This is a genomic window from Marinobacter sp. THAF197a (assembly GCF_009363275.1).
Lineage (GTDB): Bacteria > Pseudomonadota > Gammaproteobacteria > Pseudomonadales > Oleiphilaceae > Marinobacter.
On the sequence record NZ_CP045324.1, the window covers coordinates 897,760 to 923,971 of the forward strand.

A 26,212-nucleotide genomic window follows, 5' to 3' on the forward strand; every position below is an offset into this window, starting at 1 on the left:
AGACCCCTCATGCTCAGCGATGAAGAACTGCTCCGATACAGCCGCCAGATTCTGATGCCCCGGTTCGACATCGCCGGCCAGGAAAAACTCAAGGCCGCCCATGTACTGGTCATCGGCGCCGGTGGTTTAGGTTGCCCGGTAGCCTTGTATCTGGGCGCCGCAGGCGTTGGCCACCTGACGTTGGTGGATGATGACCAGATCGAACTGGCCAACCTGCAACGGCAGATTGCGTTTGAACAGAGCTGGCTTGGCGATTCAAAAGCGGAGCGCCTGGCCGAGCGGGTAAGGGCGATCAACCCGGAGATCACCGTTAGTGCGGTGAATCGGAGGGTGGATGGCGACGACCTCAAACAGCTGGTTGCTGAATCCACGCTGGTGCTGGACTGTACTGATAACTTCAATACCCGTTTTGCGTTGAACCGGGCCTCGGTCGCCAACAAGGTTCCGCTGGTATCCGGTGCTGCCATTCGTGGTGAAGGGCAGTTGTCTGTTTACGATCCCCGGCATCCTGAAAGCCCTTGCTACCACTGTTTGTATCCTGAGCAAGGTAATGAGGATCTGACCTGTTCCGAGGCTGGTGTTATTGCTCCCCTGGTGGGAATGATCGGCTCAGCCCAGGCTATGGAAGCCATCAAAGTGATCTCTGAAGTCGGTAAGCCATTGGTAGGCCGTTTACTAATCCTGGACGCCTGGCAAATGGAATGGCGGGAAATGAAGCTGGCGAAGGACCCCGATTGCCCGGTTTGTGCCGGCTAGCTCAAAGGTAGGTTAGGGTTGGGGACGGCCTTTCCAAAACCCTGCGGAGCCATGGATGGCGGAGCGGAGCCTACAGGGACGTATTCACGGCGTGTTTTGGAAAGGCCGTCCCCAACCCTGACCGGCAACAAGACTCCAAAGTCTCAATCTTTCAAAGCCTGAAATCTCGCAATGGCCTCTTTCCGGCTCTCTTTCAGATCGACGATCGGTCTTGGGTAGCCTTTCGGGATAACTCCGCCCTTGGAAGGATCGTGAATCCGTTTGTTATCCAGTCTGGCCAGCTCAGGCACCCATTGCCGAATAAACTCTCCCTTCGGGTCAAACCTCTCACTCTGAGTTACCGGATTAAACACCCGGAAATAAGGTGCTGCATCGGTACCGGTTGAGGCACTCCACTGCCAGCCGCCATTGTTGGACGCCAGAAAGCCATCCACCAGATTCTGCATGAACCAGGCTTCGCCCAGCCGCCAGTCGATAAACAGGTTCTTGGTCAGGAACATGGCGGTGATCATCCGCAGGCGGTTATGCATCCAGCCAGTGGTTTTGAGCTGACGCATAGCAGCGTCCACAATCGGGATGCCTGTTCGGCCTTCCTTCCAGGCTTCAAAGTGGTCTCCCGGCTTATTCCATACCAGCGCCTCCGTTTCTGGTTTGAATGCCCGGTGCATGCTGACGCGCGGGTAGTGATAGAGAATGTGAACGTAAAAATCCCGCCAGGCGATTTCATTGATCCAGGTTTCGATACCGTCTCCGGAAACGCCAGCTTGTCGGGCCGCAATCAGGCATTGGCGGCCGGAAAGCACCCCGTTGGCCAGGTAGGGCGAGAGTTGGCTGGTGCCATCCACTGCGGGGAGGTCCCGGTTGTCTTTATAGTCTTTCGCCCGTTCGGCCAGGAATGCCTCCAGCTGACTATGGGCAGCGTCCTCGCCTGTGGCCAGCAGTGGCTCGGGCGCATCGTTGAATGGTGCCGGCAGGGTATCGGTTCGCTCCGGCTTTACCTCTGGCCCCATGGACGATGGCGTCGGGTACAGCGTGGGCTGGGTTTCCTCTATCCAGCTACGCCAGCGTCGGGAGAAGGGAGTGAATACGGAATAGGGCTCATTCTGCTGGGTCAGAATCTGGCCGACGGGGGCCACGGTCTGATCCCGGTACTTGGCCACCCGGATGCCGAGGGCGGTCAGCCGGTCGTGGGCCTGCTTGTCCCGTCTCCGCTCATTAATGCCGTACTCTTCGTTGAAGTGCAGGCCTGCAATCTGGTGTTGTTTGCAGAATGCTTCCAGCTTGTCGAGGCTTTCAGTAAAGGTATCCGCGTAAAGAAATGACAGGGTAATGCCCAGCTTGGCCAGCTGGCGGGCCAGGACATTGGCGTGCTCAAGCACGAACTGCACCCGCGCAGCGGACCAGTCGTGCTCCTGCCATTGTCCTGGCGTTATCAGGAAACAGGCTTTCACGGGTTTGCTGCGGGCGCAGGCGGCAGTCAGGGCGGCGTTGTCTGCCAGGCGGAGGTCGTTGCGGAACCAGACCAGTTCTGTCATCAGATTGCGTACCCTTGAGTGTGTGGCATAGGTGAAATTACAGGCGATAAATCATTGGCTTGTATATTCGCTGTAACTACCGGATTGGATTATAGTTAAGCAGACTAGCCGGCTACCCCAAAAGGAGTTTTTTCTTCGGCATGACTGACGTTACCGAAAGCCAGCGCGATGGTGTCTGGGCACACCCATACCAACTGGCTTCCGGCCAGACCCAGCAGCACCAGCTTGGCCATAAACGATTATGGGTGACCCTGCTGGATCTGGAGTGGCAGATTCGGGAAGAGAAAATTGACGTCGAGTCTGATCCCCAGCACTGGCTGGAAACCACCGGCTACACTCTGCCTTCGGCCGAGATTGCTGCTCAGCGTTTTGTTCGCTCCAGCGACAACGGCGTGGTGAGTTTCTATCCGGCCATGGCCAGCCTGCCAACGGTGATTCGTCCTTTTCAGCCCCTGACAATTCCACCCGGCGCCCGTTGCGTTCTCTATGTGGGTACCGCACTCTGGATGAAAGTCTGCGTGGGTGAAGAGCGGTTGGAATTGGCGGAAATCCCGCTGGCGCCACCTTCCCTGACCTGGCTTGGCCGGAATACCCGTGAAGGCGAGTTGTGTTACGCCTCGTCGACATATGGACGATTAGCGCTGGAAGCGGTACCCAAAAGGCCCTGGCGGGCGGTTACTCCGGTCACCATCATCAACAGTCGGGAGAAACCGCTCCTGCTGGAGCGTTTCAGCATGCCTACGCCCTTGTTGTCTCTGTATCGCAACGAGAAAGGGCAGCTGTGGACACCCGGTATCACGGTGGAATGCGAAACGGACATGAGTTCTGCCAGCTTGCAGATAGCGTCGTCTGTGGTTGCTGAGGCTGGCCCTTGCGAAGCCATCGCCCCGGCCCGGGAAAAGCTTGCCCGGGGCCGAAGGCTGGTTCGCGCCTTCGACCATATGTTTGGCTAACAGCCGCTACAGGAGCAGTTACGTGTTGGAAGCAATTCAGGCAACCATAACACAGGTGATCAACGGGATTGCCTGGGGGCAGTGGTTGTCCGCCGGATTCTTGCTGGCTCTGGGTATCGTTCTGGGTTCACTGGTGGCCCGCAGCGTTGGCCGTATGGTTGAGAGCCGGGTGTCTCGCCATCACATGGTGATGATTCGCCGGTTGTTCTTCTATGCAATCTTCATGTTGTTCGCCATGGCAGCGCTGCGCGAGGCTGGGTTTTCTCTCGAGGTTGTACTGGGTGCCGCCGGTATTCTGACCGTCGCCATCGGTTTTGCCTCGCAAACCTCAGCCTCCAACATCATCAGCGGGTTGTTCCTGGTCATGGAGAAACCCTTCGAGATTGGTGACTTTATCGAGGTGGATGCCACTATCGGGGAAATCGTTTCTATTGACTTGCTGAGTGTGAAACTGCGCACGCCGGACAACCTGTATGTGCGAATCCCCAATGAAACACTGATCAAGACCCGGTTGGTGAACCGCTCCCGCTTTCCCATTCGCCGGATTGATCTGACGGTGGGTATTGCCTACGCGGAAGATGTAGAGCGTGTCAGTGATCTGTTGCTGGAGCTGGCGGAGAAAAATGCGGTATGCCTTGAAGAACCCAAGCCATTTGTTCTGGTAACGGGCTTTGGCGCGTCCTCCGTGGATCTGCAATTTTCCTTCTGGGTACCCAAAGACAAGTTCTTCGAGGGCCGTGGTGGCATGATGGTGGCCATCAAGAAAACACTGGACCAGCAGGGTATCGAGATTCCGTTCCCCCATACCAGCATATACGCCGGTAGCCATTCCGCGCCCTTCCGTGTGCAACTGATGGGCCCGGAACAACAGAAAGATAAGGACTCCCCGGATGTCGAGCGAGACAACTGAAGTAATCAAGAGCACTCAACCCATCCAGGCGGATAACAAGATCGCTCTGGGGTGGCGGGAATGGGTGGCCCTGCCGGATCTGGATATTGGCCGAATCAAGGCGAAAGTGGATACCGGTGCGCGCACATCGTGCCTGCACACCTTTCGCACCGAACCCTACACGGAGAACGGAGAACGCAGGGTGAAATTCTGGGTACACCCCGTTCAGAACGATTTGCACCAGGTAGTGGAATGCGATGCCAAAGTGCTTGATGAGCGAACGGTATCGGATTCCGGAGGGCACAAAGAAATGCGGCTGGTGATTGAGACCACCCTGGTGGTGGGCGATCAGAGCTGGCCTATTGAAATGACACTGACCAATCGGGATTCCATGCGGTTCCGGATGTTGCTGGGCCGTACCGCCATGGCGGGCCGGTCCCTGATCTACCCTGAAGCTTCCTACCTGGCCGGTAAGCCGGCATTAAGGACCTGAATATGAAAATTGCGGTACTGTCGCGAAACCGTCACCTGTACTCAACCCGGCGTCTGGTGGAGGAAGGCATTAACCGTGGCCACGAAGTGAAGGTGATCGATGCCTTGCATTGCTCCATGAACATCACTTCTGCGAACCCGTTGATCCACTATCACGAAGAAGTGCTGGAAGACTTCGACGTGGTGATTCCCCGGATTGGTGCCTCGGTCACCTTCTACGGCACTGCGGTACTGCGCCAGTTCGAAATGATGGGTGTGTTTCCGCTGAACGAATCCGTGGCCATTACCCGTTCCCGGGACAAATTGCGTTCCCTGCAGCTGCTGGCCCGTAAGGGCGTGGGCATGCCGGTCACCGGCTTTGCCAACAAGCCGGACAACGTGCCGGAATTGCTGAAAATGGTGGGCGGCGCGCCGGTGGTGATCAAGCTGTTGCAGGGTACCCAGGGCATTGGCGTGGTGCTGGCGGAAACCCGCAAGGCGGCAGAATCAGTGATTGAGGCCTTTATGGGCCTGAAGGCAGACATCCTGGTGCAGGAGTTCATCAAGGAAGCCGGCGGCGCTGACATTCGCTGTTTTGTGATTGGCGACAAGGTCATTGCCGCCATGAAACGCCAGGGCGCCGAGGGTGAGTTCCGCTCTAACCTGCATCGGGGCGGCACGGCCTCGCTGGTCCGCATTACCCCGGAAGAGCGCCGCACCGCTATTACCGCCGCCAAGGCCATGGGCCTGAACGTGGCGGGTGTGGACTTGTTGCGCTCCAGCCGTGGCCCGCTGGTGATGGAAGTAAACTCCTCGCCGGGCCTGGAAGGCATCGAGAATGCCACCGGCAAGAACGTGGCAGGCATGATCATTAACTGGACAGAAAAGAACTACAAACCCTGGAAAACCAAAACCCGGGGCAGGGGATAAGCGCGCATGGCAAGAGCACCGTTTGAAATCGCTGGCGTACAGGTAAAAGCCGGTACCCGTGAGACTGTGGAAGTCCCGGTGGCCAAACTCTATACCCATACACCGCTGCACATTCCTGTGGAAGTGGTGCACGGCCGCCGTGACGGCCCGGTGCTGATGGTGTGTGGTGCGATTCATGGCGATGAAATCAACGGTGTGGAAATAATCCGCCGGGTGTTGAAAAACGGCGCACTCCGGCACCTGCGGGGCACGCTGGTGGCAGTTCCTATCGTTAACATCTTCGGATTTGTGCAGCGCACCCGTTACCTGCCGGACCGCCGGGACCTGAATCGTTGCTTCCCGGGCTCGGAAACCGGTTCGCTGGGCGGCCGCATTGCCTACCTGTTGCGCACCCAAATTATGGAAAAGGTCACCCACATTATCGACCTGCACACCGGCGCCATTCACCGCTTCAACCTGCCGCAAATCCGGGCCGAGCTGAAGAACCCGGAAACCTCCCGAATGGCGGATGCCTTTGGCGCCCCCATCATCATTAATGCAGGTCTTCGGGAAGGCAGCCTGCGGGCCTACGCCGATTCCCTGGATATTCCGGTCATCACCTTTGAAGGCGGTGAGGCCTTGCGCTTTGATGATGTGGTTATCGCCAGCGGTGTGAAGGGTATTATCCGGGTGATGCGGGAACTGGAAATGGTGCCTGCCAAGAAAGGCCCGAGGGCGCCCAGAAAGCGCTCTGAAACTGCGGCTAATTCACAGTGGGTGCGGGCGGATATGGACGGCATCATGCGCCCCGTGGCCAGCCTCGGCCAGAAGGTGCGTAAAGGTCAGAAACTGGCCATGGTGGCGGATCCCTTTGGTGAGTCGGAGGTGGCGATCACGTCCCCCTGTTCCGGCATCGTGATCTGTGTGAACAACCTGCCACTGGTGAACGAAGGCGAGGCCATCTATCACATCGCCCGCTTCGACGAGCTGGGCGAAGCTGAAAAAGCCATGGACTACTTCCGCAGCTCCTTCGAGAGCGAAGTGTCGGAAGACGCGGTAGTGCCCGTACACCCCTGGGACGAACTGCAAAAATAACCGGAGTTGGTACTATGATCTGGCACCAGAACACCATCGAACTGGCCCCGCTGCCCAGGGGTTTTCACCTGGTCACCAATGAAATTCTGGCCCAGGCGCCGGAACTGACCAACTGCGAAGTGGGGCTGCTGCACCTGTTCATCCAGCATACCTCCGCTTCCCTGGCGGTCAACGAGAATGCCGATCCCGATGTCCGGGGCGACCTGGAGCGTCATTTCAACGTTATGGTGCCCCAGAATGCTCCGCATTATGAGCACACCATGGAAGGCCCGGACGACATGCCGGCCCACATCAAGAGTGTGATGATCGGCCCGTCACTGACGCTGCCCATCAGTCACGGCCATCTGGCCCTGGGTACCTGGCAGGGTATCTATGTGTGTGAACACCGGGATAACGCCGGTAGCCGGAAAATTGTGGCAACGTTGCAGGGGCGTTGGTAAGCCACATTAACTTCACGGATATTATCGGGCCCGGATGGGTGGTGGCCTACCCAAACTCATTCTACTGATGGGTGGGAACCCGCCCATTATCACCGTCCGATAACAGCAACTAAGACTTAACCTTCTGTTCTTTGGCCGTTTTCCCGATCTGGCCTGGTGCTTGCTGATTGCTTCCCCCAGCGGGGCTCTTCTCTGGCCTCATCAGCACCCAACCAACAAGACCAATCGGGAGCACTCATTATGAGATTCCAATCCATTGCGGCGACTGCGCTCGCCTACGCTGTTTTTGCAACCCCTGTTCTGGCTCAGGATCGTTCCGGCTGGCCGACCAGTTTTACCGTCGGTACGGCGAGCCAGGGCGGAACCTACTTCGCTTACGGATCTGGCTGGGCAAACTTTGTGGCGAAGAATCTGGGGGTCTCTGGTGGGGCTGAAATCACCGGTGGCCCGGTTCAGAACATGGCGCTGGTCCATACGGGTGATCTAAAGCTCGGCTTAACCACCATGGGCCCCGCCCGGGAAGCGGTTGATGGCCAAAGCCCCCTGGCTCCGGGAATGAAGATGGATAATGTCTGCGCCATGTTCCCGATGTACGAGACTCCTTTTTCTATTGCCGCGTTATCCAGTTCCGGTATTGCTTCGATCTCGGATATTCCACCTGGTGCAACGATCGGGTTTGGTCCCGCTGGCTCCACTTCGGATACCTATTTTCCGCGCATGATGGAAGCTTTGGGTGTTGATTTTAAACGTCGCAATGGAAGTTGGTCCGATCTTGGTGGACAGCTTCAGGACGGGTTGATTGATGTGGTGGCTTTCGCCGCAGGTATTCCCATTCCGGCGGTCAGTCAGTTGGAGGTGCAGACTGATGTGAACGTTATTGGCATGAATGATAACGAAGCAAAAACGATCACAGACAGTTTTCCGGTGTCTGAATTCATTATTCCGGCCAGCACCTATCAGTCACTGGATGAGCCTTCCCGTGTGGTCTCGATGTGGAACTTCGCCATGGTGAACTGCGATATGCCTGAAAGTTTTGTATACGAAGTCACCAAACTGACCATGGAGAACAATGCCGAGATGGTGTCAATCCATCGGGCTGCCCTTCATTCTGTCCCCGAAAACTATACCCAGAACCAGGCACTGCCATGGCACCCGGGTGCGGCCCGCTGGTTTAACGAGAACGGCTACCCCATCGACGACGCGGCTATCAAACACTGATGAATGTTGCCGGTGGGCCACTTTGCAGCTCACTGGCAACCGCTCGTTACCGATTTACCGCCTCCCGGACAGGCAGGACTTATCATGAACAAAAAACCATTCCAGAGTGGTGGAGACACACCGCTTGCAGAAAATCTGACGGTCAATGAAGACCACATCCTAGCCCACAATGTGGATGACGAACCCGTAGAGGCCAACCGCCGACTGTTCACCGGTGTTCTGATGAAGTTCGTGGTGATGCTGGCCATTGCCTATTCTGCTTTTCATCTCTACATACTGAACGTGGCGCCCATGGAAACCTGGTCGTTCCGAATTGTGCACGTGGCTGGAGCGCTGGTGCTGGGCTTTGTCCTGTTTGCCGGTGCGCGGTTCGTGTCCGGTGATGAAGGCGGTGTTCGGCATCGCTGGACCACCTGGTTTGCGGCTGTTGCCCTGATTCCTGCAGTCTACGTGTTGTATCAGATCTATGTATTCCATCAGATGATTCTGGACGGCGCCATGCGGATTCCCGCCGAGCTGGAAACCTGGCACTTTGGTTGGCCTCTGCTGGCCGCCTCTGGCGTGGGCATTGTGATGAGTTGGTTCCATCAACGTGATCGTGCCCGGTTCAGTGTGCCAGACCTGGTCTTGATCATCTGCTCGGTGGCCGTCGCAGCGTATCTGTTGGTGGTTTTCAACACGTCCATGCGTATGACCACCGGCACCGCCTTCGCCCCCGTGGGAATTTCCTTTGCGGCAGTGGCAGGCACAGCGCTGATTATGGAACTTACCCGCAGGGTAGCCGGCATGGCCCTGGTGGTCATTGCCCTGGTGTTTCTGGCTTATGTGTTTGCAGGCCCGTACCTGCCGGGTTTCCTTGGCTATCCGGGGCTCTCGGTTCAACGGTTCTTCAGCCAGGTATACACCGATGCGGGTATTCTGGGGCCCACCACGGCGGTGTCCTCAACCTACATCATTCTGTTCATCATCTTCGCCGCGTTTCTGCAGGCTTCGAAAGTCGGTGACTATTTTGTCAATTTCGCCTTCGCGGCGGCCGGCCGTTCCCGGGGTGGTCCGGCCAAGGTGTCCATCTTCGCTTCCGGTCTGATGGGCATGATCAACGGCACCAGTGCCGGCAACGTGGTGTCTACCGGATCCCTGACCATCCCGTTAATGAAGCGAGTTGGCTACAGCAAAAAATCGGCTGGCGCAGTTGAGGCGGCGGCATCCACGGGCGGGCAGATCATGCCACCGATTATGGGCGCCGGCGCGTTCATCATGGCCGAGATCACTGGCATCCCCTATACGGAGATTGCCATTGCCGCGGTGATTCCTGCGATTCTCTATTTCGCCTCGGTGTACTTCATGGTTGATTTCGAGGCCAAGAAACTGGGGATGCGGGGTATGCGCGCGGACGAACTGCCGGACCTTCGGCTGATGCTGCGCCAGGTCTATCTGTTTGTTCCCATCATCATCCTTATCGTGGCGCTGTTTCAGGGCTACTCGGTGATTCGTGCCGGCACACTAGCCACTATTTCGGCGGCGGTGGTGAGCTGGATTTCGCCCAACAAGATGGGGTTGCGCCAGATTCTGCACGCGTTCGAGATAGCGGCCTACATGTCCATCCAGATTATCGTGGTCTGTGCTGCGGCCGGTGTGATTGTGGGGGTGATATCACTGACCGGTGTTGGCGCCCGTTTCTCTGTGTTACTTCTGGATGTGGCGGCCCATAGCAACCTGCTGGCGCTTGTGTTTGCCATGTTCATTTCCATCCTGCTGGGTATGGGCATGCCAACCACCGCGGCTTATGCGGTTGCTGCTTCGGTTGTCGCGCCCGGATTGGTCCAGTTGGGCATTGAACCGCTCACGGCACACTTCTTCGTGTTCTACTTTGCCGTTGTCTCGGCGATTACACCGCCGGTGGCCCTGGCATCCTATGCGGCAGCGGGTATCTCCGGCGCTAATGCTATGTCTACTTCCGTGGCCTCCTTCCGTATCGGTATTGCTGCGTTTATTGTGCCGTTCATGTTCTTCTACAACAGTGCCTTGTTGATGGACGGCGGCTGGTTTGAGATTGCCCGGGCGTTGATGACGGCAACCTTTGGCGTGTATCTGTTGTCGGCAGGTGTACTGGGCTGGTTCGCCCGCTCTACAGCGCCGGTTCCGGTGCGGATTTTGCTGGTGGTTGCGGCCTTGCTCACCATCGAGGGCGGTTTATGGACTGATCTCGCGGGTATCGGGCTGGCACTCCTGGCGATCTTTATCCAGCGCAGGGTGGCACCGGCTCTGGCCGCCGCCTGACCTGGCCTGTGCCTGGCCGGGCAGCCTGCTGCAAAGCGGGTTGTCCTGCCAGACCGGGGGCGCTAGGCTTGACCTGAGCCCCTCTAAGCTTCTCGGAACAAAGTCTCATGCCCCAGCGGTTCAGCGTTGTTGCCCTTCTGGTTATCACTCTGCTTTCTTCGTGGATGCTCGGTGGCTGGTATGGCTACCGGCAACTGGAGAGTGAAGCCTTGCAGGAGGCCTTTCGATACCGGCAACTGGTGGCCAATGAGCTGAACCGGTACCTTCCGGTTCCGGCATTGATTGCTGAACACCCGCTGCTGGCGGATGCGCTTAAGCAACCAGACGATTCGATTACGGTGCTCAGGGCGAATGAACAAATGCAGCGGATGGCAACCATTGTTGGGGGCTCCGACATCTACCTGATGGACCTGTCCGGTTTGACCATTGCAGCCAACAACTTTGGCCAGCCTGACACCTTCGTCGGCAACAATTACGCCTTCAGGCCCTATTTTTCAGAAGCGGTACGAACCGGGCAAGCTGTCGCATATTTTGCCCTTGGCTCCCGGTCCCTGGAGCGTGGCCTCTACTTTACCCATTCCGTGCGTGATCAGAGGGGTAACATGTTGGGCGTTGTGGCCATCAAGGTTCTGGTACATGAACTGGAATCCCAGTGGCATCGCCCAGAGTCACCTCAGCAGGCCGAGATGGTCGTGCTGGATGGGGATCGCATCAGTTTTCTGTCCAGCCGCAGCCAGTGGCTTTACAGGGACTTCGGCACGGGGAACGATGGTGAAAGAGCTGACAGGGTCCATCAGCGTTACCCCGAGCGAGCATTGCCGCCAATCGATTTTTCGGTAATCGGACAGCCCTGGGGGCTCGCCGAGCATTCGTTGCGTGTCCGATTGGGGGAGAGTGGCAAGGCTGAAACCTACCTGGCGGTGCAGGCCGACTTACCGCGGCTGGACTGGAGCCTGATGGTACTGACCGCAACCCGGCCGGTACTCTGGGCCCGGGCGGGGTTCGTGGCCGGCGGACTGGCGCTGTTCCTGGCTGGCTTCCTTACCTGGCTGTACCTGAGAGAGCGATATCGTCGTGAGCGGGAGCTGGCCCTGCGGGGAGAGCAGCTTGAGCGTCGGGTTGCCCAGCGCACAGCCGACCTGAAGCGATCCAACGATCAACTCCTGGGTGAAATCCAGGAACGGGAGAGAGCCCAGACGGAGTTGCGTGAAACCCAACACGAGCTGATCCAGGCGGCAAAACTGGCGGTACTTGGGCAGATGTCTGCCGGACTGAACCATGAAATCAATCAACCACTGACGGCCATCCAGGGATACGCTCGCAACAGCCGGATGTTCCTTAAGCGGGGTTCAACCGATATGGTTGATGCCAACCTTGGGGAAATTGTCTCCCTGTGCGACAAAATGGCGGAGTTGATCCGGCAATTCAAGGTTTTTGCCCGTAAGTCTGAGGGACCGCCATCGGTGGTTGATCTGCGGTTGGCTGTCGATGGTGCTCTGAAGATCATTCGTGCCCAGCACAGCAGTTCCGGCATCGAAATACACTGGTGCCGGCCCGAATATCCTGTGATGTGTCATGGTGACCTCATCCGCATTGAGCAGGTGATGGTTAACCTGATTGCGAACGCTGTCCAGGCACTGGAAGATAGAGACCAGCCGTGGATCGATATTAAGATTGTAGACGATGGTGAATACTGGCATTGCCGGGTACGCGACAATGGTCACGGCCTTCCCGGCAACACAGAACAAGTGTTCGAGCCTTTCTTTACGACTCGCTCGGTCAAGCAGGGTCTGGGATTGGGGTTGTCTATCTCGCGCCAGATTGTCGAGGCGCTTGGGGGAAGTCTCATTGGCCTTAACCGTGACGATGGCCCCGGTGCTGAATTTGTACTGAAACTGAAACAGCGTAGGGCAGACGAATGACAACAGCTTCCGTCCTTTTCGTGGATGACGACCCGGATATCCGGCCGCTGATGGAGCAGACCCTGGCGCTGGAAGATATCCCGGTGGTCTGTTTCGCCGATGGTGCTTCAGCCCTGAAACAGATCCATCCCAGCTTCGAAGGTATTGTCCTGTGTGATTACAACATGCCCGGCATGGATGGTTTGGAGCTGTTGGAGCGTGTCCGGGCCACGGACGAGGATATTCCGGTGATCCTTCTGACCGGTCAGGGTGATATCAGTACGGCTGTATCGGCGATGCAGCGAGGGGCTTACGACTTTATTGAGAAGCCCTTCGACCACGAGGAATTAATTGAGCTGCTGCGACATGCTCTGGAAAAACGTCATCTTGCGCTGGAAAACCGTCGACTCAAAGCCCAGCTGCGACACCTGGCCCGGCCGGGCCCCAGGATACTGGGCGATTCGCCCGCCATGCAGCGGGTGATGGCCACCATAGACCCGGTGCTGGATATCTCGGCAAACGTCCTGCTGCATGGTGAGACGGGTTCGGGTAAAGATGCCCTGGCACGCTACATTCACGAAAACAGTCCTCGCAGTGGTCACAACTTCGTGGCGATCAACTGCGGTGCTGTGCCAGAGCATCTCATCGAAAGCGAACTCTTTGGCCACGAGGCGGGTGCTTTTACCGGGGCTGACAAGCGCCGCATCGGTAAAATTGAACATGCTCATCGGGGAACATTGTTTCTGGATGAACTGGAAAGCATGCCGATGCCCTTGCAGGTAAAGCTGTTGCGGGTGCTGGAGGAACAGCGGGTAGAGCGCCTGGGCAGTAATCAGGTTGTGGACGTGGATATACGGATTATTGCTGCCACCAAGGCCGACCTGAAAGAACTCAGTGACAAAGGCGATTTTCGCTCAGACCTTTATTACCGCCTGAACGTGGTCAAGGTGGATATTCCTGCGTTGCGGGAACGCAAGGAAGACATCCCCAAGCTGTTCCACCATTTTGCGTTGATCGCCGCCGCCCGTTATGACCGCGAAAGCGTGCCCTTGGAGGCCCGACAAGCCGCCCGGCTGATGCAGCATTCCTGGCCCGGAAACGTTCGTGAACTGCGAAACCTGGCGGAACGTTACGTGCTGCTTGGTCCGGCGGCCCTGGAAGAAGGCGATTCCGCGAGTGGTCCCAGTATTGCTGGCCGGCAGACATTGTCGGAGATGATGGATAGCTTCGAGCGCTCTGCCATTGTCAGTGCCCTCAACGCCTGCCATGGCAGTATCAAGGACACCATGGTCCAGCTCGGTATTGCCCGGAAAACGCTGTATGACAAGATGAAGAAGCATGGTTTGGATAAGGCGGAGTTCAAGGATTGACGGTTACAAAAGATAACGCTTCGGTTGCGCCTGTTTTACAAACTACGAGGTTTCCTCAATAAATCTGTCGTGTGTTTCTCTGTAGGATTGCTAATCTTTTTTAGTGGATCTCTCCCACTGCCATCCTAACTACGGAAGACACATCTCATGAATAAGCTCACCATCCAGGCACGGGTGCTGTTGCTGGCACTGGTGCCGGTTATAGTTCTGACCGCACTGCTGACCACCTATAACCTGAATCAGGCCCGCTCGATCGGTGAGCAAGCAGTTGCCAGCTTCTCGGAAGACATGGAGGCCAGCAAACGCCAGGAACTCAGGAACTATCTCGAGTTAGCAAAAACCTCCATACAGCATCTCTATGAACAGCCTGGCTCGGCAAACGATCCCGAGGTTCAGCGACAAGCCTGGGATATCCTGCGGCAGCTGCGTTTCGATGACTCCGGCAGTGAGGGCTACCTGTTTGCGTATGACACCAACGGTGTGAACGTGATGCATGGCGTCAATGCGTCATTGGAAGGCCGGAATCTATGGGGGTTTCAGGACCCTAACGGTACCTACCTGATTCGTGAGCTGGTGCGTGTGGCCCAGCGGGGCGGAGGCTATGTTCCTTATGGTTGGCAACACCCGGATACCGGAGCGGTGGCTCCCAAACTGGGATACGCCGAGATGCTGCCGGAATGGGGGGTTATGATTGGCACTGGTTTCTGGATTGACGGTCTTGAGAGCCAGGTGGCCGGCATGGAAGGGCGGGTTGGCGAATCGCTGGCAGCGGCCATTATCGGCTCTGTGACTACCTCCCTTGTGGCGCTCGCCATCATTGTATTCCTGGCCCTGATTGTGGTGCGCGGCATTATACGGCCGCTCAAATCTGCCGTGGGTGCCATGACTGGTATTGCCAGTGGTGACGGTGATCTGACCCGTCGGCTGGAGGTGAGTGGAAAAGATGAGCTGAGTCAGTTGGCGACAGCATTCAACAGTTTTGCCGATCAGGTACACGGCCTGGTAAAGCAGGTGCGGCAATCGTCTGAGACACTTAACGGCGCTACCGAAGAGCTTAACGACGTGATGGTGGAGGCCGAGCAGGGCGTAGACCGGCAGAAGTCTGAGAGCGATCAGGTGGCCACGGCCATGAATGAAATGACCGCAGCTGCCCAGGAGGTAGCCAGTAACGCCAGTGAAGCCTCGGATTCCGCCGGCCATGCCATGGTGCAGGTGACAGACGCGCAAGGGCTGGTGCACCAGGCGATCGAGGTGATCGGTGGGTTGTCACAACAAGTCGAAGAAGGTGTGCAGGTGATTGAAAAGCTGGGAACGGATTCCCGGCAGATTGACAGTGTGCTGGAGGTAATTCGGGAGATTGCTGACCAGACCAACCTGCTGGCGCTTAACGCCGCCATCGAGGCCGCCCGGGCCGGCGAAGCAGGACGTGGCTTTGCCGTGGTCGCCGACGAGGTACGTACTCTGGCCAGCCGTACCCAGCAAAGTACTCAGGAAATCCAGAAAACCATCGAGCAACTACAGAGAGGTGCGCAGGACGCGGTGAAGCTGATCGCAGCCATCAGTGATCGCAGTGAAGCCACCGTTGAGGAGACCCGGCAGGTGAACGAAGCCCTGCAGCGTATCTCTCAGGCGGTGAACACCATCACCGATATGAATACCCAGATCGCCAGTGCTGCGGAAGAGCAGACCAGTGTGTCGGAAACCATCAACCAGAATGTTCATGAGATCGTGGCGATCTCCGAGCAAACGGCCCAGGGGACTCGCCGGGCGGGGGATGCCACCCAGCGCCTGAAATCATTGGCGGGTGAATTGACGGCCGAGGTCAGCCGCTACCGGGTGTAGTACAGATCAGAGTCTTGAGTGAGGTTTTAGCCGGGCGCAGCCATTCTCGGTGGCTGCGCCCTTTCTTCTGGCCCCTCAGGGCGCAATTTTCTTCTTAAGCGCCTTGGTCAGTGGCCTTGGCAGGCTCGGCAGCGATTTCAGCAGCCAGGGCAGAACCTTTCTTTTCACGCCATTCAAAGATTCTGGCACCACCGCCTCGATCAGGTGTGGGCCGGGGTTGTGTTTGGCGTATTCCATGGCTTTGATCAGTTCTTCGGCGGTGGTCACCCGGGTGCCGTGCACCCCCATGCTCTGGGCCAGCAGCGCGTAATTGGTCACCGGGCCACTGATGTCGAGTTGAGACTTGGCCTTGGCCCCGGCTTCTTCTGCACCAACCCGTTCCAGCTCCACGTTCAGGATGGAGTAGGAGGCGTTGTTGAAGATAATGGTGGTCACGCTCAGGTTTTCCCGGGCCATGGTCCACAGGGCCTGGTTGGTGTACATGGCGGTGCCGTCACCGATCAGTGCGTAAACCTGGCGGTCGGGGCAGGCGATGGCCGCGCCGACCGCGTTCGGCATGCCTTGCCCGATGGCACCGCCGGTGAGGGTGATCATGTCGTGCCTCGGCGAGCCGGCGGTCATGGCGTTGAGCATCAGGCCGGAGGTGATGGATTCATCCACAATGATGCTGTTCTCGGGCATCAGTTCGCCCACTGCCCGGCAAACTTTTTCAGCGGTGAGTTTGCCTTTCGGCAGTCCGGGGCGGCCAGGCGCCTGCAGCTTTGGTTGAGCGCTGCTGGCACCGAGGGTATCGGCCAGCTTCTTGAGGCTGGTGGTGGCATCCTGTTCCGGCGTGCTCAGGGTGTGCGCGGTGCAGTTGGCCGGCACCAGGTAACTCTGTTTTCCCGGGTAGGCGAAGAAGGAGACCGGCGCCTTGGCGTCCACCAGAATCAGATGGTCGAACTCGGAGAGCTGCAGGGTAGCGAGTTCTGCCAGGTAGGCAATCCGCTCCACCGGCGGCAGGCCGGCACCCCGTTCGATACGGGTCGGGAAGGTTTCAGCAAACAGGGTGACACCGTTGTGGGCGGCAATGCGGGCTGCTTCCAGCAGGGCGGGCTCACGCAGCGCCCGGCCACCCAGCAGCAGAGCGGTTTTCTTGCCACTGCCAATGGCCTCCGCGGCGGCCTGAACGGCGTGGTCATCGGCCGCCGGTGCCTGCGGCTGTGTTGGTGCTGCACAAGGTTTGCCGCCTTCGCCCCAGGACACGTCCGCCGGCAGAATCAGCGTGGCTACCTGGCCCGGCAAACCCCGGGCCGCAGTGATGGCTTCGGCGGCGTCCTGGCAAAGGGCTTCGGTGCTTTGTGACGTGCGCACAAAATTGGGGGAGATGTTGCGGGCCACGGTTTCGATGTCAGACTGCAACTGGGCGTCGTATTTCACATGGTAGGTGGCATGGTCGCCAACAATGTTGACCACCGGCACCTTGCCTTTGCGGGCGTTGTGCAGATTGGCCAGGCCGTTGCCCAGGCCGCAGCCCAGGTGTAGCAGGGTGGCGGCGGGTTTGTCGGCCATCCGGGCGTAGCCGTCGGCGGCACCGGTGGCCACGCCTTCAAACAGGGCCAGTACCGCTCGCATCTTGGGTTCGCTGTCCAGGGCGGCGACAAAATGCATTTCGCTGGTGCCGGGGTTGGTAAAGCAGACTTCAATACCCGAATCCACCAGGGTTTTCATGAGTGCCTGAGCGCCGTTGGTCATTGTTGTTCTCCAGCTTGGGTCAATTTGTGTGTGTTTGGCAGATCCAGGTGGGCCGCGCTGATGTCAGCAATTCGGGTGACGCCGGTCAGGGTCATGGCCAGTTTCAGTTCCTGCTGCCAGGTGTTCAGGAGTCGGGTTAATCCGGCCTGGCCTTCCGCCGCCAGGGCCCAGGCCCAGGGGCGGCCAACCATCACGCCGTTAGCCCCCAGGGCGAGGGCGCGGAAAACGTCCACGCCGTTGCGGATGCCGCCATCCACCAGGATCTCGGTGTCTTTACCAACGGCGGCAACGATATCAGGGAGTTTGCTGGCGGTGGCGGCCACACCGTCGAGCTGGCGACCGCCGTGGTTGGAGACCACGATGCCATCGGCACCCACGTTGACGGCTGCTTTGGCATCGTCCACCTCCAGAATGCCTTTGAGGATCAGCTTGCCGGGCCAGCGTTCCCGCAGCCATTCGATGGCCTGCCAGGTAACGGAGGCATCAAACTGGGTATCCACCCACTGTTTGAACGAATCCAGATTGCTGGCCTCTGGCACTGCGTCGCTCAGGTTGCCGAAGGTCAGCGGTTTGCCTTTTATGGCCACTTGCCAAAGCCATCCCGGCCGCGACAGCAGTTGCTGCGCCTTGAGGGCGACGGAACGGGCACCGCTGCTGTCCAGACCGTTGCGGGTGTCCCGGTGTCTGGGGCCAGGTAGGGGCAGGTCGATGGTGAAAATCAGGGTCTGGCAGCCGGCATTCCAGGCTTTTTTCAGCAGAGTGTCCACGTACTCCCGGTCACGAATCATGTACAACTGGAACCAGAAGGGTGCATTGGCGGCGGCTTTCACTTCGTCCAGCGGGCAGATGCCAACGGTGGATAGGGTGAACGGTACCTCGGCGGCATTGGCTGCCCTTACCGCCTGGGCTTCTCCCCGCTGTGCCATCATGCCGGCCAGCCCCAGGGGCGCCAGGGCCACTGGCATGCTGCAGGATTGGCCGGCCAGCTGGGCGCGGGTGTCTACGTTGTCGACATCAATCAGAACACGCTGGCGCAGGGCGATATCCTGCCAACCGCTGACATTGGCCCGCAGGGTTTGCTCTTCGGTGGCACCGCCGTCCAGGTAGTCTGCCAGGAAACGGGGCAGTTTACGGCGGGCGAGGATCTGGTAATCGGCGGCAGTGGCCGGATATCTCAGGGGCATGGTGTCAGCCTCCGTTGGTGATGGAACGGGCGGCCGCCCGGGCAGTCAGAATGCAACCGGGCAGGAAGGTGCCTTCCAGTGATCGCTTGCCGTTGCTGCCGCCGCCACCAAAACCGGCCGCTTCACCCACACAGTACAGGCCTCGGATGGGCTGGCCGCTGGCATCCAGCACCCGGCTTTGCAGGTCGGTACGCAGGCCGCCCAGGCTCTTGCGGGTGGTCAGTTGCATGTGGATGGCGATGAAGGGGCCGGCCCCTGGTTTTTGCAGTGGTGCCGGTTTGCAGGTGCGTAGCCGGTCCGGCCCCCACTGCCGGGCATGGCGTATCATGCGGATTTGCGGATCGTTGTTCAGTTGATTGCCCTTGCTGAAACTGGCATCGAAGGCATCGGCGGTGGCTTTCAAGGTGGCGGCGTCGACGTCCAGGGAGCAGGTGAGGGCATTCATTTTCTTCGCCAGCCCTTCCAGGGTGTCGTCCACCAGGAAGTGACGGCTTTCGTTCTGCATCTGATTCACCAGCGGTTTGTTACCCAGCAGCAGCTCTTTCAGGAACAGGGGAAATTGCTTGTCCCGGATGCGGGCGTTGTGTTCGGCACCGGAGATGGCAAATTCTTTCAGGGCGATACGCCGGTTCAGCAGGTGCCAGGTCCAGGGTTTTTCCTGTTCGGCCACGCGCTGGCAAAGCCAGTGGGTATCGAAGCCGGTCACCAGGGGCTCCGGCCCGATGCGCTCGCCCCGGTGGTTCAGCCAGAGCGCGGATTTACATGGAATGGTAGACAAGCCATGGCCCGGGAAATGCGGGTAGGGGTGGGGAAAGCCCGCCGCGTAGTTCCACATTTCGCCGGCGTGGGTAATGCGCGCGCCCAGGTGGTCTTTGGCCCAGTGGTGCAGCTTGCCATCGGCAAAGGGATGGGCGCCGTTAAGCATGGTGGCCGGTTGCGGGCGATGTTTGGGCCAATTGGCCCGGCATTCGGCGTGGCTGCCGTTGATGCCGCCCATGGCCAGCACCACACTGGGAGCCTCAAACCGGACCTCTTCGCCGGTTTCCTCGTTGATGGCAATGGCGCCGCAGACCTCACCCGCCTGATGGTCCAGCCCGGTGATCCGGTGGCGGTGATGAATGGTGAGGCGGCCGCTGGCATTTTCCTCATGCAGGGCGTTAACCATGCAGCGCACCAATTCCCGGGAGGTGCCCCAGGTAACATGGTAGCGGGGCACACTATTGCCATCGCCAAACCGGCCACGTTCTACCCAGTTCACCGCCGGCATGAATTTAATGCCCTCGTTGGCGAGCCAGTCGTGCACGTCGGAACGGGAATGTTCAACGTAGTAGCGGGCCCACTGCATGGGCCATTCATCATTGGGGTCCAGTTCACCAAAGCGCAGCCAGTCCTGGAGGGCCAGTTCCGGCGAGTCGGCAATTCCCATACGCCGCTGCAGTGGGGTGTCGATCAGCGCCATGCCACCAAAGGCCCACAACGCGAGGCCGCCAAAGCGTTCGGGAGTGTCCCGGTCAACGATGGTAACAGTCTTGCCCGCCCGCAGGGCTTCGAGGGCGGTAACCATGCCCGCCAGGCCGCCGCCGGCAATAAGGATGTCTGAGCAATCAGGTTTTGCCATGGTGCATGTCCAAACTGTGTTTTTGGTTTTGTTGTTACAGACCATATAACGCTATGATCGGATCTGAATTGACTTCAGAGGCCAGAATAATTGACTTTAGAAGCCACCGTTTCCATGGGATGGGTCAACACCGTGATCGATGCCGCCCGCCGTCTGGGGGTTGGCGACACCGTGTTGCTCGAAACTGCGGGCTTGCCAGCACAGGCACTGGCCTGGGAGCGCTGGCCCATCGATTTCATTACCCGGCTCTGGCACGCCGCCGAGCGCTGTACCCACGATCCGGGTTTTGGTCTGAAAGTGGGCACGGGCGTGCGCCCGGCCAGCATTGATGCCGTCAGTTTTGCCATGCAGAGTGCGGCGACGCTGCGCGAAGCCATTACCCTGGTGCAGAAATATCAGCGCCTGATCTCCGACGGTGGGCGTTTTCAGATGTTGCCCGGCAGCCGGGGTACCTGGATTGTCTACCATCCAAGGCAGGGCCGGCTGGCATTCAGTCCGCACCAGATTGAGGCCGTATTGTCGGCGGTGGTCAGCCTGACAGACTGGATAGCGGGATCGGCGGTGCGGCCGGTGCGGGTTCAGTTCAGTCAGGCCCGGTTGGGGCCGGTTCGCGGTTATCGGGAGGTGTTTGGCTGCCCGGTGGATTTTGAACAGGCATTCAGCGGTCTGCTGGTGAGTCATGAGATGCTGGACAAGCCTCTGCCACAGGCAGACCCGGCCCTGGCTCAGGTACACGAGCAATACAATGCCGGGCGCCTGGCAGCCTTGGAAAAGGGAGCGGTGTCGGCAGAGGATCTGCGGCAATGGCTGGTGGCACGTGTCGGGCCAACCTTGCCCCGTCGGGCAGAGGCAGCGGGAGCGTTGGGTATCAGTGAGCGGACGCTGGCGCGCAGGCTGGAGACTCAGGGTTACACGTTTAACAGCTTGCTGGATGAGGTGCGCCAGGAACTTGCCCTGGCGGCCGTGCGAGAATCCCGCCAGTCCCTGGCGGATATTGCACTATCCCTCGGCTTCGCCGAACCGAGTACCTTCTACCGGGCCTTCCACCGCTGGACGGGGATGCCCCCGGCGCGCTGGCGCCGGGAGTTACCTTAGTTCTATCTGATTGATGCGAGCCGGTCTTGACCGTCGGAGGTCAGGATCGGCAGTGCCACTTCGCCGGAAACCTGAACCGTCGAAACCACCAGGTCGCGGGAGAAGGCACCCACAAACGTCGGGTGCTGGCCGTAAATCAACAGTACCAGGCGGTCACCCTCGCTCAGACGCTCTGCAATGCCCGTAAGCTGAACCTGGTGGTTGCCCAGGCCGCGGATTGGCTGCACCTGCTCGTCAATGAGTTCCGGTGCACCAAATCCGTTCTTGATCACGCCAACACCAACAAACAGGATGGCGTCGCAGGTGCCCAGGCTCAGAATCGGATCAGAACTTTCAAGGCAGGCGTTATCCAGAGTATCCAAGCCAAGACTGACATTGATATCGACGGTGGGGATGCCGGCAATCACGCCATCCTCCGGCATGGTGGTCAGGGGAACGATGTTAGGCAACACGCCGGCCGGGCCGATCAGCGCGGAAACCGGTACTGACTCTCCGAGAATGTCGCGGGCAATCGGGAAGGCCTGACCGCCTACGGTCACCTCCGGCGCTGATACCGCATCTCCGGGTGACAGGGTGTAGCAGATCTGCTGGCCGGTGGTGATGACATTGTCAGCGTTGCCTTTACCCAGCAGCTTTTCGTTAAACCAGGCCACGGTTGCCCGGTTGATCTCGATATCACCACAGCTGGCCAGGGCGTTCAGGCCGGCGGCAGGCAGTTCGGGCACTGCGTCGAAATAGAAATCAAAGCTGGCCAGGGTTTCCTGAATCAGCCCCACGTTGGGTGCCAGGTAGTGATGGCTGAACGGGTAGGTCAGCAGCCTCACGTCGCCACCGGCATTCTTCATCGCCAGGTAGTTTTCATAGGCTTCGTTAAACGGGAACAAGCTGTCGCGCATGCCCTGGAACATCAGCACATCCACCGGGTAGGGCGTGCTCTGGGGTGTCTTGATGATATAGCGGCCATCGCTGGTGATGGGTAGCCGGCCGGTGATCGGGTCAAGCAGGTATTCCTGACTGTTACCGCTGTCGAACAGCTCAAGCCCGCGCTCGTTATCCGAGAAGTAGCTGGGGCTGTGGTAGTGGAAGAAGTCCAGAGCGGCCTCGGGGAACCGGTTGCCGACAATGCCATCGATCAGGGTGCTTCGAATAAATGGGTCCATAGCGCCCCCGGTGCCGGCATCACCGGCCAGGGACAGGAACGCTGCCCAGTAGTTCTTGGTGACGCCGCCCTGGTTCAGGCTGTAGGTAAGATCATGCCAGGTGATCTGGGGCACCATGGCGTCCATGCGCTGGTCCGGGTCTACGTTGTAGAGCAGATACTGGAAACCACCACCGTAACTGCCTCCAACACCGCCGAGCAGCAGATTGTTGTCCCGGTATTTCAGGTAATCCAGATGGGTTTCGGCCCAATCGACAATCTGTACCAGGTCTTCGCCTTCATAGTCCGGGTCCATTACCCGAACCGTTCCGCCGCTTTCTCCATGGCCTCGCTGATCAATACTGATCACAGCAAAGCCCGCGTCTATCAGCGGCTTGATCGGTGCCAGAGGGTCATCGCCTGCAGTTGTGGTGCGTGAACCACTGAAACCATGGCCCTGCAGTATCAGCGGGTGCTTGGTATCGCAGTCGAACAATGAGGGTTCGAATACCTCGAACACGATGGCGGCACCGTCCACGCGGGATGGCATTTGTACCCGGTAGCTCCGGCCGCCAGCCAGGTCGGTTCCCTGGTTACACGAGGCAGGCTCGAGCGCGCTGGTGCTGGCTGGCATGGGGCGGCTGATGGCTCTGGCGGTCGGTTGAGGTTGGTTGGCTTGTGGCGTGCTGGCCTGTACACCGGAGTTGTTGGTTTCCGGGGCGGCGTCGTTGCCACCGCCGCCACAGGCAGCCAGAAGGGCAGCGCTCAAGCTGGTGATAGCGAACTTGGTTAGATGGTTCATCGGTTTGCCTTATTGTGAGTTGTTGTAACGACAGGTGTCGGAATGTGACAGAGTTCACGATAAGGCGGAAAGAGGGGCGGCACGATGGCCAGTCTGCCGGCCAAAAATGGCGAGAGGGCCAAAAGGCCCTCTGCGACAAGTGTCAGAATTGGCCGGCAGGCGGAGCCGGCGATGGCGTTAGAGGTTGGCTTCGGCGAACTCCGCCAGCACCGACCTCGGTACACCCTGCAGGTGAATGTGGCCTCCGTGGCGGAAGCCCTTGAAGCGCTCGGTCATGTAGGTCAGGCCGGAGCTTAGCGGGCTGAGGTAAGGCGTATCGATCTGCGCCAGGTTGCCCAGGCAAATCACCTTGGAGCCGTTACCGGCACGGGTGATGATGGTTTTGATCTGGTGCGGGGTCAGGTTCTGGGACTCGTCAATAATGATCAGGCTGTGCTGGAAGCTGCGGCCGCGGATGTAGTTCATGGATTTGAAGTGCAGCGGCACTTTGCTGAGGATGTAGTCGACGCTGGCGGTCATGTTCTCATCGTCTTCGTGCAGGGCTTCCAGGTTGTCCACGATGGCGCCCAGCCAGGGCTCCATTTTCTCCGCCTCGGTGCCAGGCAGAAAGCCGATGTCTTCGTCCAGCCCCTGGGTAGACCGGGTGGCGATGATCCGCTTGTAAAGCTTGCTGGCCACGGTCATTTCAATGCAGGCGGCCAGCGCCAGGATGGTTTTACCAGAGCCGGCGGAGCCGGTCAGGTTAACCAGGTGGATGTCCGGGTCCAGAAGCAGGTGCAGGGCCATGGCCTGGTAGATATCCCGTGGCACCAGCCCCCAGACTTCCTCGTTCATCAGGTCGTGCTGGTGCAGGTCTTTGATCACCAGCTGGTCGTCGGAGATGTCCACCACCTGGCCGACAAAACCGTGTTCATCAATCACGAACTCGTTGATGTTCAGTCTGGCCAGTTCGCCCTCCCGTTTGAGCAGGTGTTCGGTGACCCCTTCACGCTGTACCGTTTCTACCTTGGCGATGTTATCCCAGAAGGAGTTCTGGAACTCCTTGTAGCCTTTCGGTAAAAGATCGATGTCGTCCAGCAACTGGTCGTTGTGGTAATCCTGGGCTTCCACACCAAAGCCCCGGGCTTTCAGGCGCATGTTGATGTCTTTGCTGACCAGGATGATGTCGCGGGATTTGTGCCGGGCCTGCAGGGCGGCCAGGGTATTGATGATCTTGTTGTCGTTCAGGTGTTCCGGCAGGGAATGATTGCCGATGCCCTCGGTACTCATGATGATCGACAGGGTGCCCAAAGGCTCCGCCTTTTTGCCGCGAACAATCGGCACACCTTTTTCAATCACTTTCGGGCTGGCATCGCCCAACAATTTGTCGATGTTGCGAATGGCCTGGCGGCAATCGGCGGCGACGGTCTGTTTGCCGGACTTGAGGCTGTCGAGTTCTTCGAGAACCGTCATCGGAATGATGACGTCGTGTTCTTCAAAATTCAGGAGGGCGTTCGGGTCGTGAATCAGGACGTTGGTGTCGAGGACGTACATTTTTCGGCGAGCTTGCGGTGCTCTTGGCATAGGTAGGGCTACCTCTCTGGTGGCTCAGTCGTTCTCGGCGCAGCGTTGCGTCAGTTCCTTCTGGGAAATCAGCTTCAGCATATCGTAAGTGGTTATGATACCGGTAATTTTTGAGTCCCTGGTGACAAAAATACGGTGCAGGTGTTCGCGCATCATGATATTGGCAATGTCTCGCACCGGGGTATCTTCGTCAACCGAAAGTACGATGGGGGTCATGATATCTCGCACTTCAACTGGCACCTTGCCCATTTCCTCGAAGATGACCATGCGTAGTCGACGGGCTTCTTCCTGCTCTTCCGGGGTCAGGCTGGGCTGGCCCTCGGAGCGAGTCGCATTCCAACGGAATTCGGTGATGTCCTTGAGCGTCGCGATGCCGATAATATCGCCGTTGTCGTCTGTTACCGGGCTACCGGTGATTTCGTTGTCCGTCAGAAAACGCGCCAGCCGGTCCATGGTCCAGTGGTGCGGTACGGCTTTAACGGTCGGGGTCATGATTTCATGGGCGAGAACGCTCATTGGTGGGCTTCTTCCATTTGCAGTCCTTTTGATGAAGCTTAGCCGTTCCTTGGCTGTCCGTCACCCCTGTCTCTGTGTCTTGATCAACCCTTGGTCTCGGTTGGTCAGCGGTCAGTGGGGACGACCGCCTGAAGATTGCCGTTTTCGCCCCATTCAAGTTGGTAGCCCTGATACTTGTCTTCTTTGGCCACGGCCTCCAGCGCTTGCAGGGATTTCACTGGAATGTCGACCAGCAGATTATTCACCAGCCAACCGGGGAGAGCTCCGTTGGGTTCCGTGTGCTGAACCCAGACCATGCGGGTTTTGTCGCCGTTCGGGGTGAAACGGTAAAGGGTGTCTGAGCGATCAACCCGAACCCGGCTGTTGAATTCCGCCCGCATACCCGGCACGGCATTCAGGTCCATCACCACTTCACCGGTGTCGGCGTTGCCCCGGGTGCGTATGCGCAACACGTAATCCCGGTCGGTCACCGGCCAGGGCATATCGTTGACGGAGTAAGCGTAGCGATCGTGGAAGTCGCCCTGGCCAAAGGCGTAGGATTCGGTGCAGTTATGGACCCATTCCTTGCAGGATTCGGGATTGATCATCACTGCCATCAGGGTTTCCAGGGGAACGTCCAGATCGGCCACGGCCTTGAAGGCCTGAAACCCGGAATTGCTCTGGTCCATGGTGTAAATACGAATGTTGTCGACTTCCTTGCGCAGGGTCCACTCCCGGGCATCCTCCGGCGGGAGAGGCGGGTGTTCACTGGCCAGGCTCGGCAGGGTTAGAAACATGAGTGTACTCAGTACGCCCGCCACCATGCCTTTGAAGCCATGGGCTCTGGTTATTGTCATAAGCTACACTTCCGTGATGAAGGTGTGCTGAGTCTACCATGGAGCCGGTTTCTGCTTTTCGGCAGGA

General features: G+C 58.6%; 21 protein-coding genes. 13 read left to right on the forward strand and 8 right to left on the reverse strand.

From position 1 onward, the window contains the following. Positions 1-9: 9 nt before the first annotated feature. Positions 10-756 (forward strand): HesA/MoeB/ThiF family protein, encoded by a 747-nt coding sequence (locus tag FIV08_RS04180; protein WP_061333299.1) that lies wholly within the window; start codon positions 10-12, stop codon positions 754-756. A gap of 143 nt (positions 757-899) precedes the next feature. On the opposite strand, the gene phrB is transcribed toward FIV08_RS04180, so the two are convergent. Continuing rightward, positions 900-2,291, reverse strand: coding sequence for a deoxyribodipyrimidine photo-lyase (phrB, locus tag FIV08_RS04185; protein ID WP_152437433.1), 1,392 nt, complete (start codon positions 2,289-2,291; stop codon positions 900-902). A gap of 140 nt (positions 2,292-2,431) precedes the next feature. On the opposite strand from phrB, the gene FIV08_RS04190 reads away from it, so the two are divergent. The 11 genes from FIV08_RS04190 to FIV08_RS04240 all read left to right on the forward strand — a co-directional run bounded on the left by FIV08_RS04190 (position 2,432) and on the right by FIV08_RS04240 (position 15,659). Beyond that, the gene (locus FIV08_RS04190) at positions 2,432-3,244 is read left to right on the forward strand and encodes a hypothetical protein (RefSeq protein WP_152437434.1); all 813 of its coding nucleotides are present in this window, start codon (positions 2,432-2,434) and stop codon (positions 3,242-3,244) included. A gap of 22 nt (positions 3,245-3,266) precedes the next feature. Then, a complete protein-coding gene (locus tag FIV08_RS04195) occupies positions 3,267-4,154 on the forward strand; it encodes a mechanosensitive ion channel family protein (protein ID WP_152437435.1) in 888 nt (295 codons plus the stop codon). Further along, positions 4,135-4,626, forward strand: a complete 492-nt coding sequence (locus tag FIV08_RS04200) for an ATP-dependent zinc protease (protein WP_058091876.1) — start codon at positions 4,135-4,137, stop codon at positions 4,624-4,626. The genes FIV08_RS04195 and FIV08_RS04200 overlap by 20 nt, the downstream gene beginning before the upstream one ends. Before the next feature lie 2 nt (positions 4,627-4,628). Beyond that, positions 4,629-5,534, forward strand: a complete 906-nt coding sequence (gene rimK / locus FIV08_RS04205) for a 30S ribosomal protein S6--L-glutamate ligase (protein ID WP_058091875.1) — start codon at positions 4,629-4,631, stop codon at positions 5,532-5,534. Positions 5,535-5,540: 6 nt separating this feature from the next. Next, positions 5,541-6,608, forward strand: a complete 1,068-nt coding sequence (locus tag FIV08_RS04210; protein ID WP_061333304.1) for a succinylglutamate desuccinylase/aspartoacylase family protein — start codon at positions 5,541-5,543, stop codon at positions 6,606-6,608. Between the two features lie 14 nt (positions 6,609-6,622). Continuing rightward, positions 6,623-7,048, forward strand: a complete 426-nt coding sequence (locus tag FIV08_RS04215) for a secondary thiamine-phosphate synthase enzyme YjbQ (protein ID WP_058091873.1) — start codon at positions 6,623-6,625, stop codon at positions 7,046-7,048. 240 nt (positions 7,049-7,288) lie between these two features. Then, a complete protein-coding gene (locus tag FIV08_RS04220; RefSeq protein WP_152437436.1) occupies positions 7,289-8,266 on the forward strand; it encodes a TAXI family TRAP transporter solute-binding subunit in 978 nt (325 codons plus the stop codon). Positions 8,267-8,350: 84 nt separating this feature from the next. Then, entirely contained in the window at positions 8,351-10,546 is a 2,196-nt protein-coding gene (locus tag FIV08_RS04225) for a TRAP transporter permease (protein WP_152437437.1), read from the forward strand. Between the two features lie 107 nt (positions 10,547-10,653). Beyond that, complete coding sequence (locus FIV08_RS04230) at positions 10,654-12,468, forward strand: sensor histidine kinase (RefSeq protein WP_152437438.1); 1,815 nt, start codon at positions 10,654-10,656, stop codon at positions 12,466-12,468. Further along, on the forward strand, positions 12,465-13,817 hold the full coding sequence (locus FIV08_RS04235; RefSeq protein WP_152437439.1) for a sigma-54-dependent transcriptional regulator: 1,353 nt from the start codon (positions 12,465-12,467) through the stop codon (positions 13,815-13,817). The genes FIV08_RS04230 and FIV08_RS04235 overlap by 4 nt, the downstream gene beginning before the upstream one ends. 147 nt (positions 13,818-13,964) lie before the next feature. Beyond that, on the forward strand, positions 13,965-15,659 hold the full coding sequence (locus FIV08_RS04240; protein WP_152437440.1) for a methyl-accepting chemotaxis protein: 1,695 nt from the start codon (positions 13,965-13,967) through the stop codon (positions 15,657-15,659). Between the two features lie 75 nt (positions 15,660-15,734). Here the strand turns inward: FIV08_RS04240 and FIV08_RS04245 are convergent, their stop codons facing one another. From FIV08_RS04245 to FIV08_RS04255, 3 genes are read right to left on the reverse strand one after another with little or no spacing between them, the layout of a single operon-like run. Beyond that, the gene (locus tag FIV08_RS04245) at positions 15,735-17,393 is read right to left on the reverse strand and encodes an acetolactate synthase large subunit (RefSeq protein WP_152437441.1); all 1,659 of its coding nucleotides are present in this window, start codon (positions 17,391-17,393) and stop codon (positions 15,735-15,737) included. Further along, positions 17,390-18,577, reverse strand: a complete 1,188-nt coding sequence (locus FIV08_RS04250; protein WP_152437442.1) for an L-lactate dehydrogenase — start codon at positions 18,575-18,577, stop codon at positions 17,390-17,392. Before FIV08_RS04250 ends, FIV08_RS04245 begins: the two co-directional genes overlap by 4 nt. 4 nt (positions 18,578-18,581) lie before the next feature. Further along, complete coding sequence (locus FIV08_RS04255) at positions 18,582-20,195, reverse strand: FAD-binding dehydrogenase (protein WP_152437443.1); 1,614 nt, start codon at positions 20,193-20,195, stop codon at positions 18,582-18,584. A 114-nt stretch (positions 20,196-20,309) separates the two neighbouring features. Here FIV08_RS04255 and FIV08_RS04260 point away from each other — a divergent pair, with 114 nt between their 5' ends. Then, a complete protein-coding gene (locus tag FIV08_RS04260; protein ID WP_216646170.1) occupies positions 20,310-21,290 on the forward strand; it encodes an AraC family transcriptional regulator in 981 nt (326 codons plus the stop codon). A 2-nt stretch (positions 21,291-21,292) separates the two neighbouring features. Here the strand turns inward: FIV08_RS04260 and FIV08_RS04265 are convergent, their stop codons facing one another. The 4 genes from FIV08_RS04265 to FIV08_RS04280 all read right to left on the reverse strand — a co-directional run bounded on the left by FIV08_RS04265 (position 21,293) and on the right by FIV08_RS04280 (position 26,145). Next, positions 21,293-23,230, reverse strand: coding sequence for an alpha/beta fold hydrolase (locus FIV08_RS04265; RefSeq protein WP_152437445.1), 1,938 nt, complete (start codon positions 23,228-23,230; stop codon positions 21,293-21,295). A 177-nt stretch (positions 23,231-23,407) separates the two neighbouring features. Then, complete coding sequence (locus FIV08_RS04270) at positions 23,408-24,793, reverse strand: PhoH family protein (RefSeq protein ID WP_061332321.1); 1,386 nt, start codon at positions 24,791-24,793, stop codon at positions 23,408-23,410. A 24-nt stretch (positions 24,794-24,817) separates the two neighbouring features. Beyond that, complete coding sequence (locus tag FIV08_RS04275; RefSeq protein ID WP_072677927.1) at positions 24,818-25,309, reverse strand: HPP family protein; 492 nt, start codon at positions 25,307-25,309, stop codon at positions 24,818-24,820. Positions 25,310-25,413: 104 nt separating this feature from the next. Continuing rightward, the gene (locus FIV08_RS04280; RefSeq protein WP_152437446.1) at positions 25,414-26,145 is read right to left on the reverse strand and encodes an START domain-containing protein; all 732 of its coding nucleotides are present in this window, start codon (positions 26,143-26,145) and stop codon (positions 25,414-25,416) included. Positions 26,146-26,212: the final 67 nt, after the last annotated feature.

What these genes read in the sequence shown, in the direction of transcription:
- FIV08_RS04180 (WP_061333299.1), top strand. Translation starts at nt 10, where the DNA reads ATGCTCAGCGATGAAGAACTGCTCCGATACAGCCGCCAGATTCTGATG.
- phrB (WP_152437433.1), bottom strand. Translation starts at nt 2,291, where the DNA reads ATGACAGAACTGGTCTGGTTCCGCAACGACCTCCGCCTGGCAGACAAC.
- FIV08_RS04190 (WP_152437434.1), top strand. Translation starts at nt 2,432, where the DNA reads ATGACTGACGTTACCGAAAGCCAGCGCGATGGTGTCTGGGCACACCCA.
- FIV08_RS04200 (WP_058091876.1), top strand. Translation starts at nt 4,135, where the DNA reads ATGTCGAGCGAGACAACTGAAGTAATCAAGAGCACTCAACCCATCCAG.
- rimK (WP_058091875.1), top strand. Translation starts at nt 4,629, where the DNA reads ATGAAAATTGCGGTACTGTCGCGAAACCGTCACCTGTACTCAACCCGG.
- FIV08_RS04210 (WP_061333304.1), top strand. Translation starts at nt 5,541, where the DNA reads ATGGCAAGAGCACCGTTTGAAATCGCTGGCGTACAGGTAAAAGCCGGT.
- FIV08_RS04215 (WP_058091873.1), top strand. Translation starts at nt 6,623, where the DNA reads ATGATCTGGCACCAGAACACCATCGAACTGGCCCCGCTGCCCAGGGGT.
- FIV08_RS04220 (WP_152437436.1), top strand. Translation starts at nt 7,289, where the DNA reads ATGAGATTCCAATCCATTGCGGCGACTGCGCTCGCCTACGCTGTTTTT.
- FIV08_RS04225 (WP_152437437.1), top strand. Translation starts at nt 8,351, where the DNA reads ATGAACAAAAAACCATTCCAGAGTGGTGGAGACACACCGCTTGCAGAA.
- FIV08_RS04230 (WP_152437438.1), top strand. Translation starts at nt 10,654, where the DNA reads ATGCCCCAGCGGTTCAGCGTTGTTGCCCTTCTGGTTATCACTCTGCTT.
- FIV08_RS04235 (WP_152437439.1), top strand. Translation starts at nt 12,465, where the DNA reads ATGACAACAGCTTCCGTCCTTTTCGTGGATGACGACCCGGATATCCGG.
- FIV08_RS04240 (WP_152437440.1), top strand. Translation starts at nt 13,965, where the DNA reads ATGAATAAGCTCACCATCCAGGCACGGGTGCTGTTGCTGGCACTGGTG.
- FIV08_RS04245 (WP_152437441.1), bottom strand. Translation starts at nt 17,393, where the DNA reads ATGACCAACGGCGCTCAGGCACTCATGAAAACCCTGGTGGATTCGGGT.
- FIV08_RS04250 (WP_152437442.1), bottom strand. Translation starts at nt 18,577, where the DNA reads ATGCCCCTGAGATATCCGGCCACTGCCGCCGATTACCAGATCCTCGCC.
- FIV08_RS04255 (WP_152437443.1), bottom strand. Translation starts at nt 20,195, where the DNA reads ATGGCAAAACCTGATTGCTCAGACATCCTTATTGCCGGCGGCGGCCTG.
- FIV08_RS04260 (WP_216646170.1), top strand. Translation starts at nt 20,310, where the DNA reads ATGGGATGGGTCAACACCGTGATCGATGCCGCCCGCCGTCTGGGGGTT.
- FIV08_RS04265 (WP_152437445.1), bottom strand. Translation starts at nt 23,230, where the DNA reads ATGAACCATCTAACCAAGTTCGCTATCACCAGCTTGAGCGCTGCCCTT.
- FIV08_RS04270 (WP_061332321.1), bottom strand. Translation starts at nt 24,793, where the DNA reads ATGCCAAGAGCACCGCAAGCTCGCCGAAAAATGTACGTCCTCGACACC.
- FIV08_RS04275 (WP_072677927.1), bottom strand. Translation starts at nt 25,309, where the DNA reads ATGAGCGTTCTCGCCCATGAAATCATGACCCCGACCGTTAAAGCCGTA.
- FIV08_RS04280 (WP_152437446.1), bottom strand. Translation starts at nt 26,145, where the DNA reads ATGACAATAACCAGAGCCCATGGCTTCAAAGGCATGGTGGCGGGCGTA.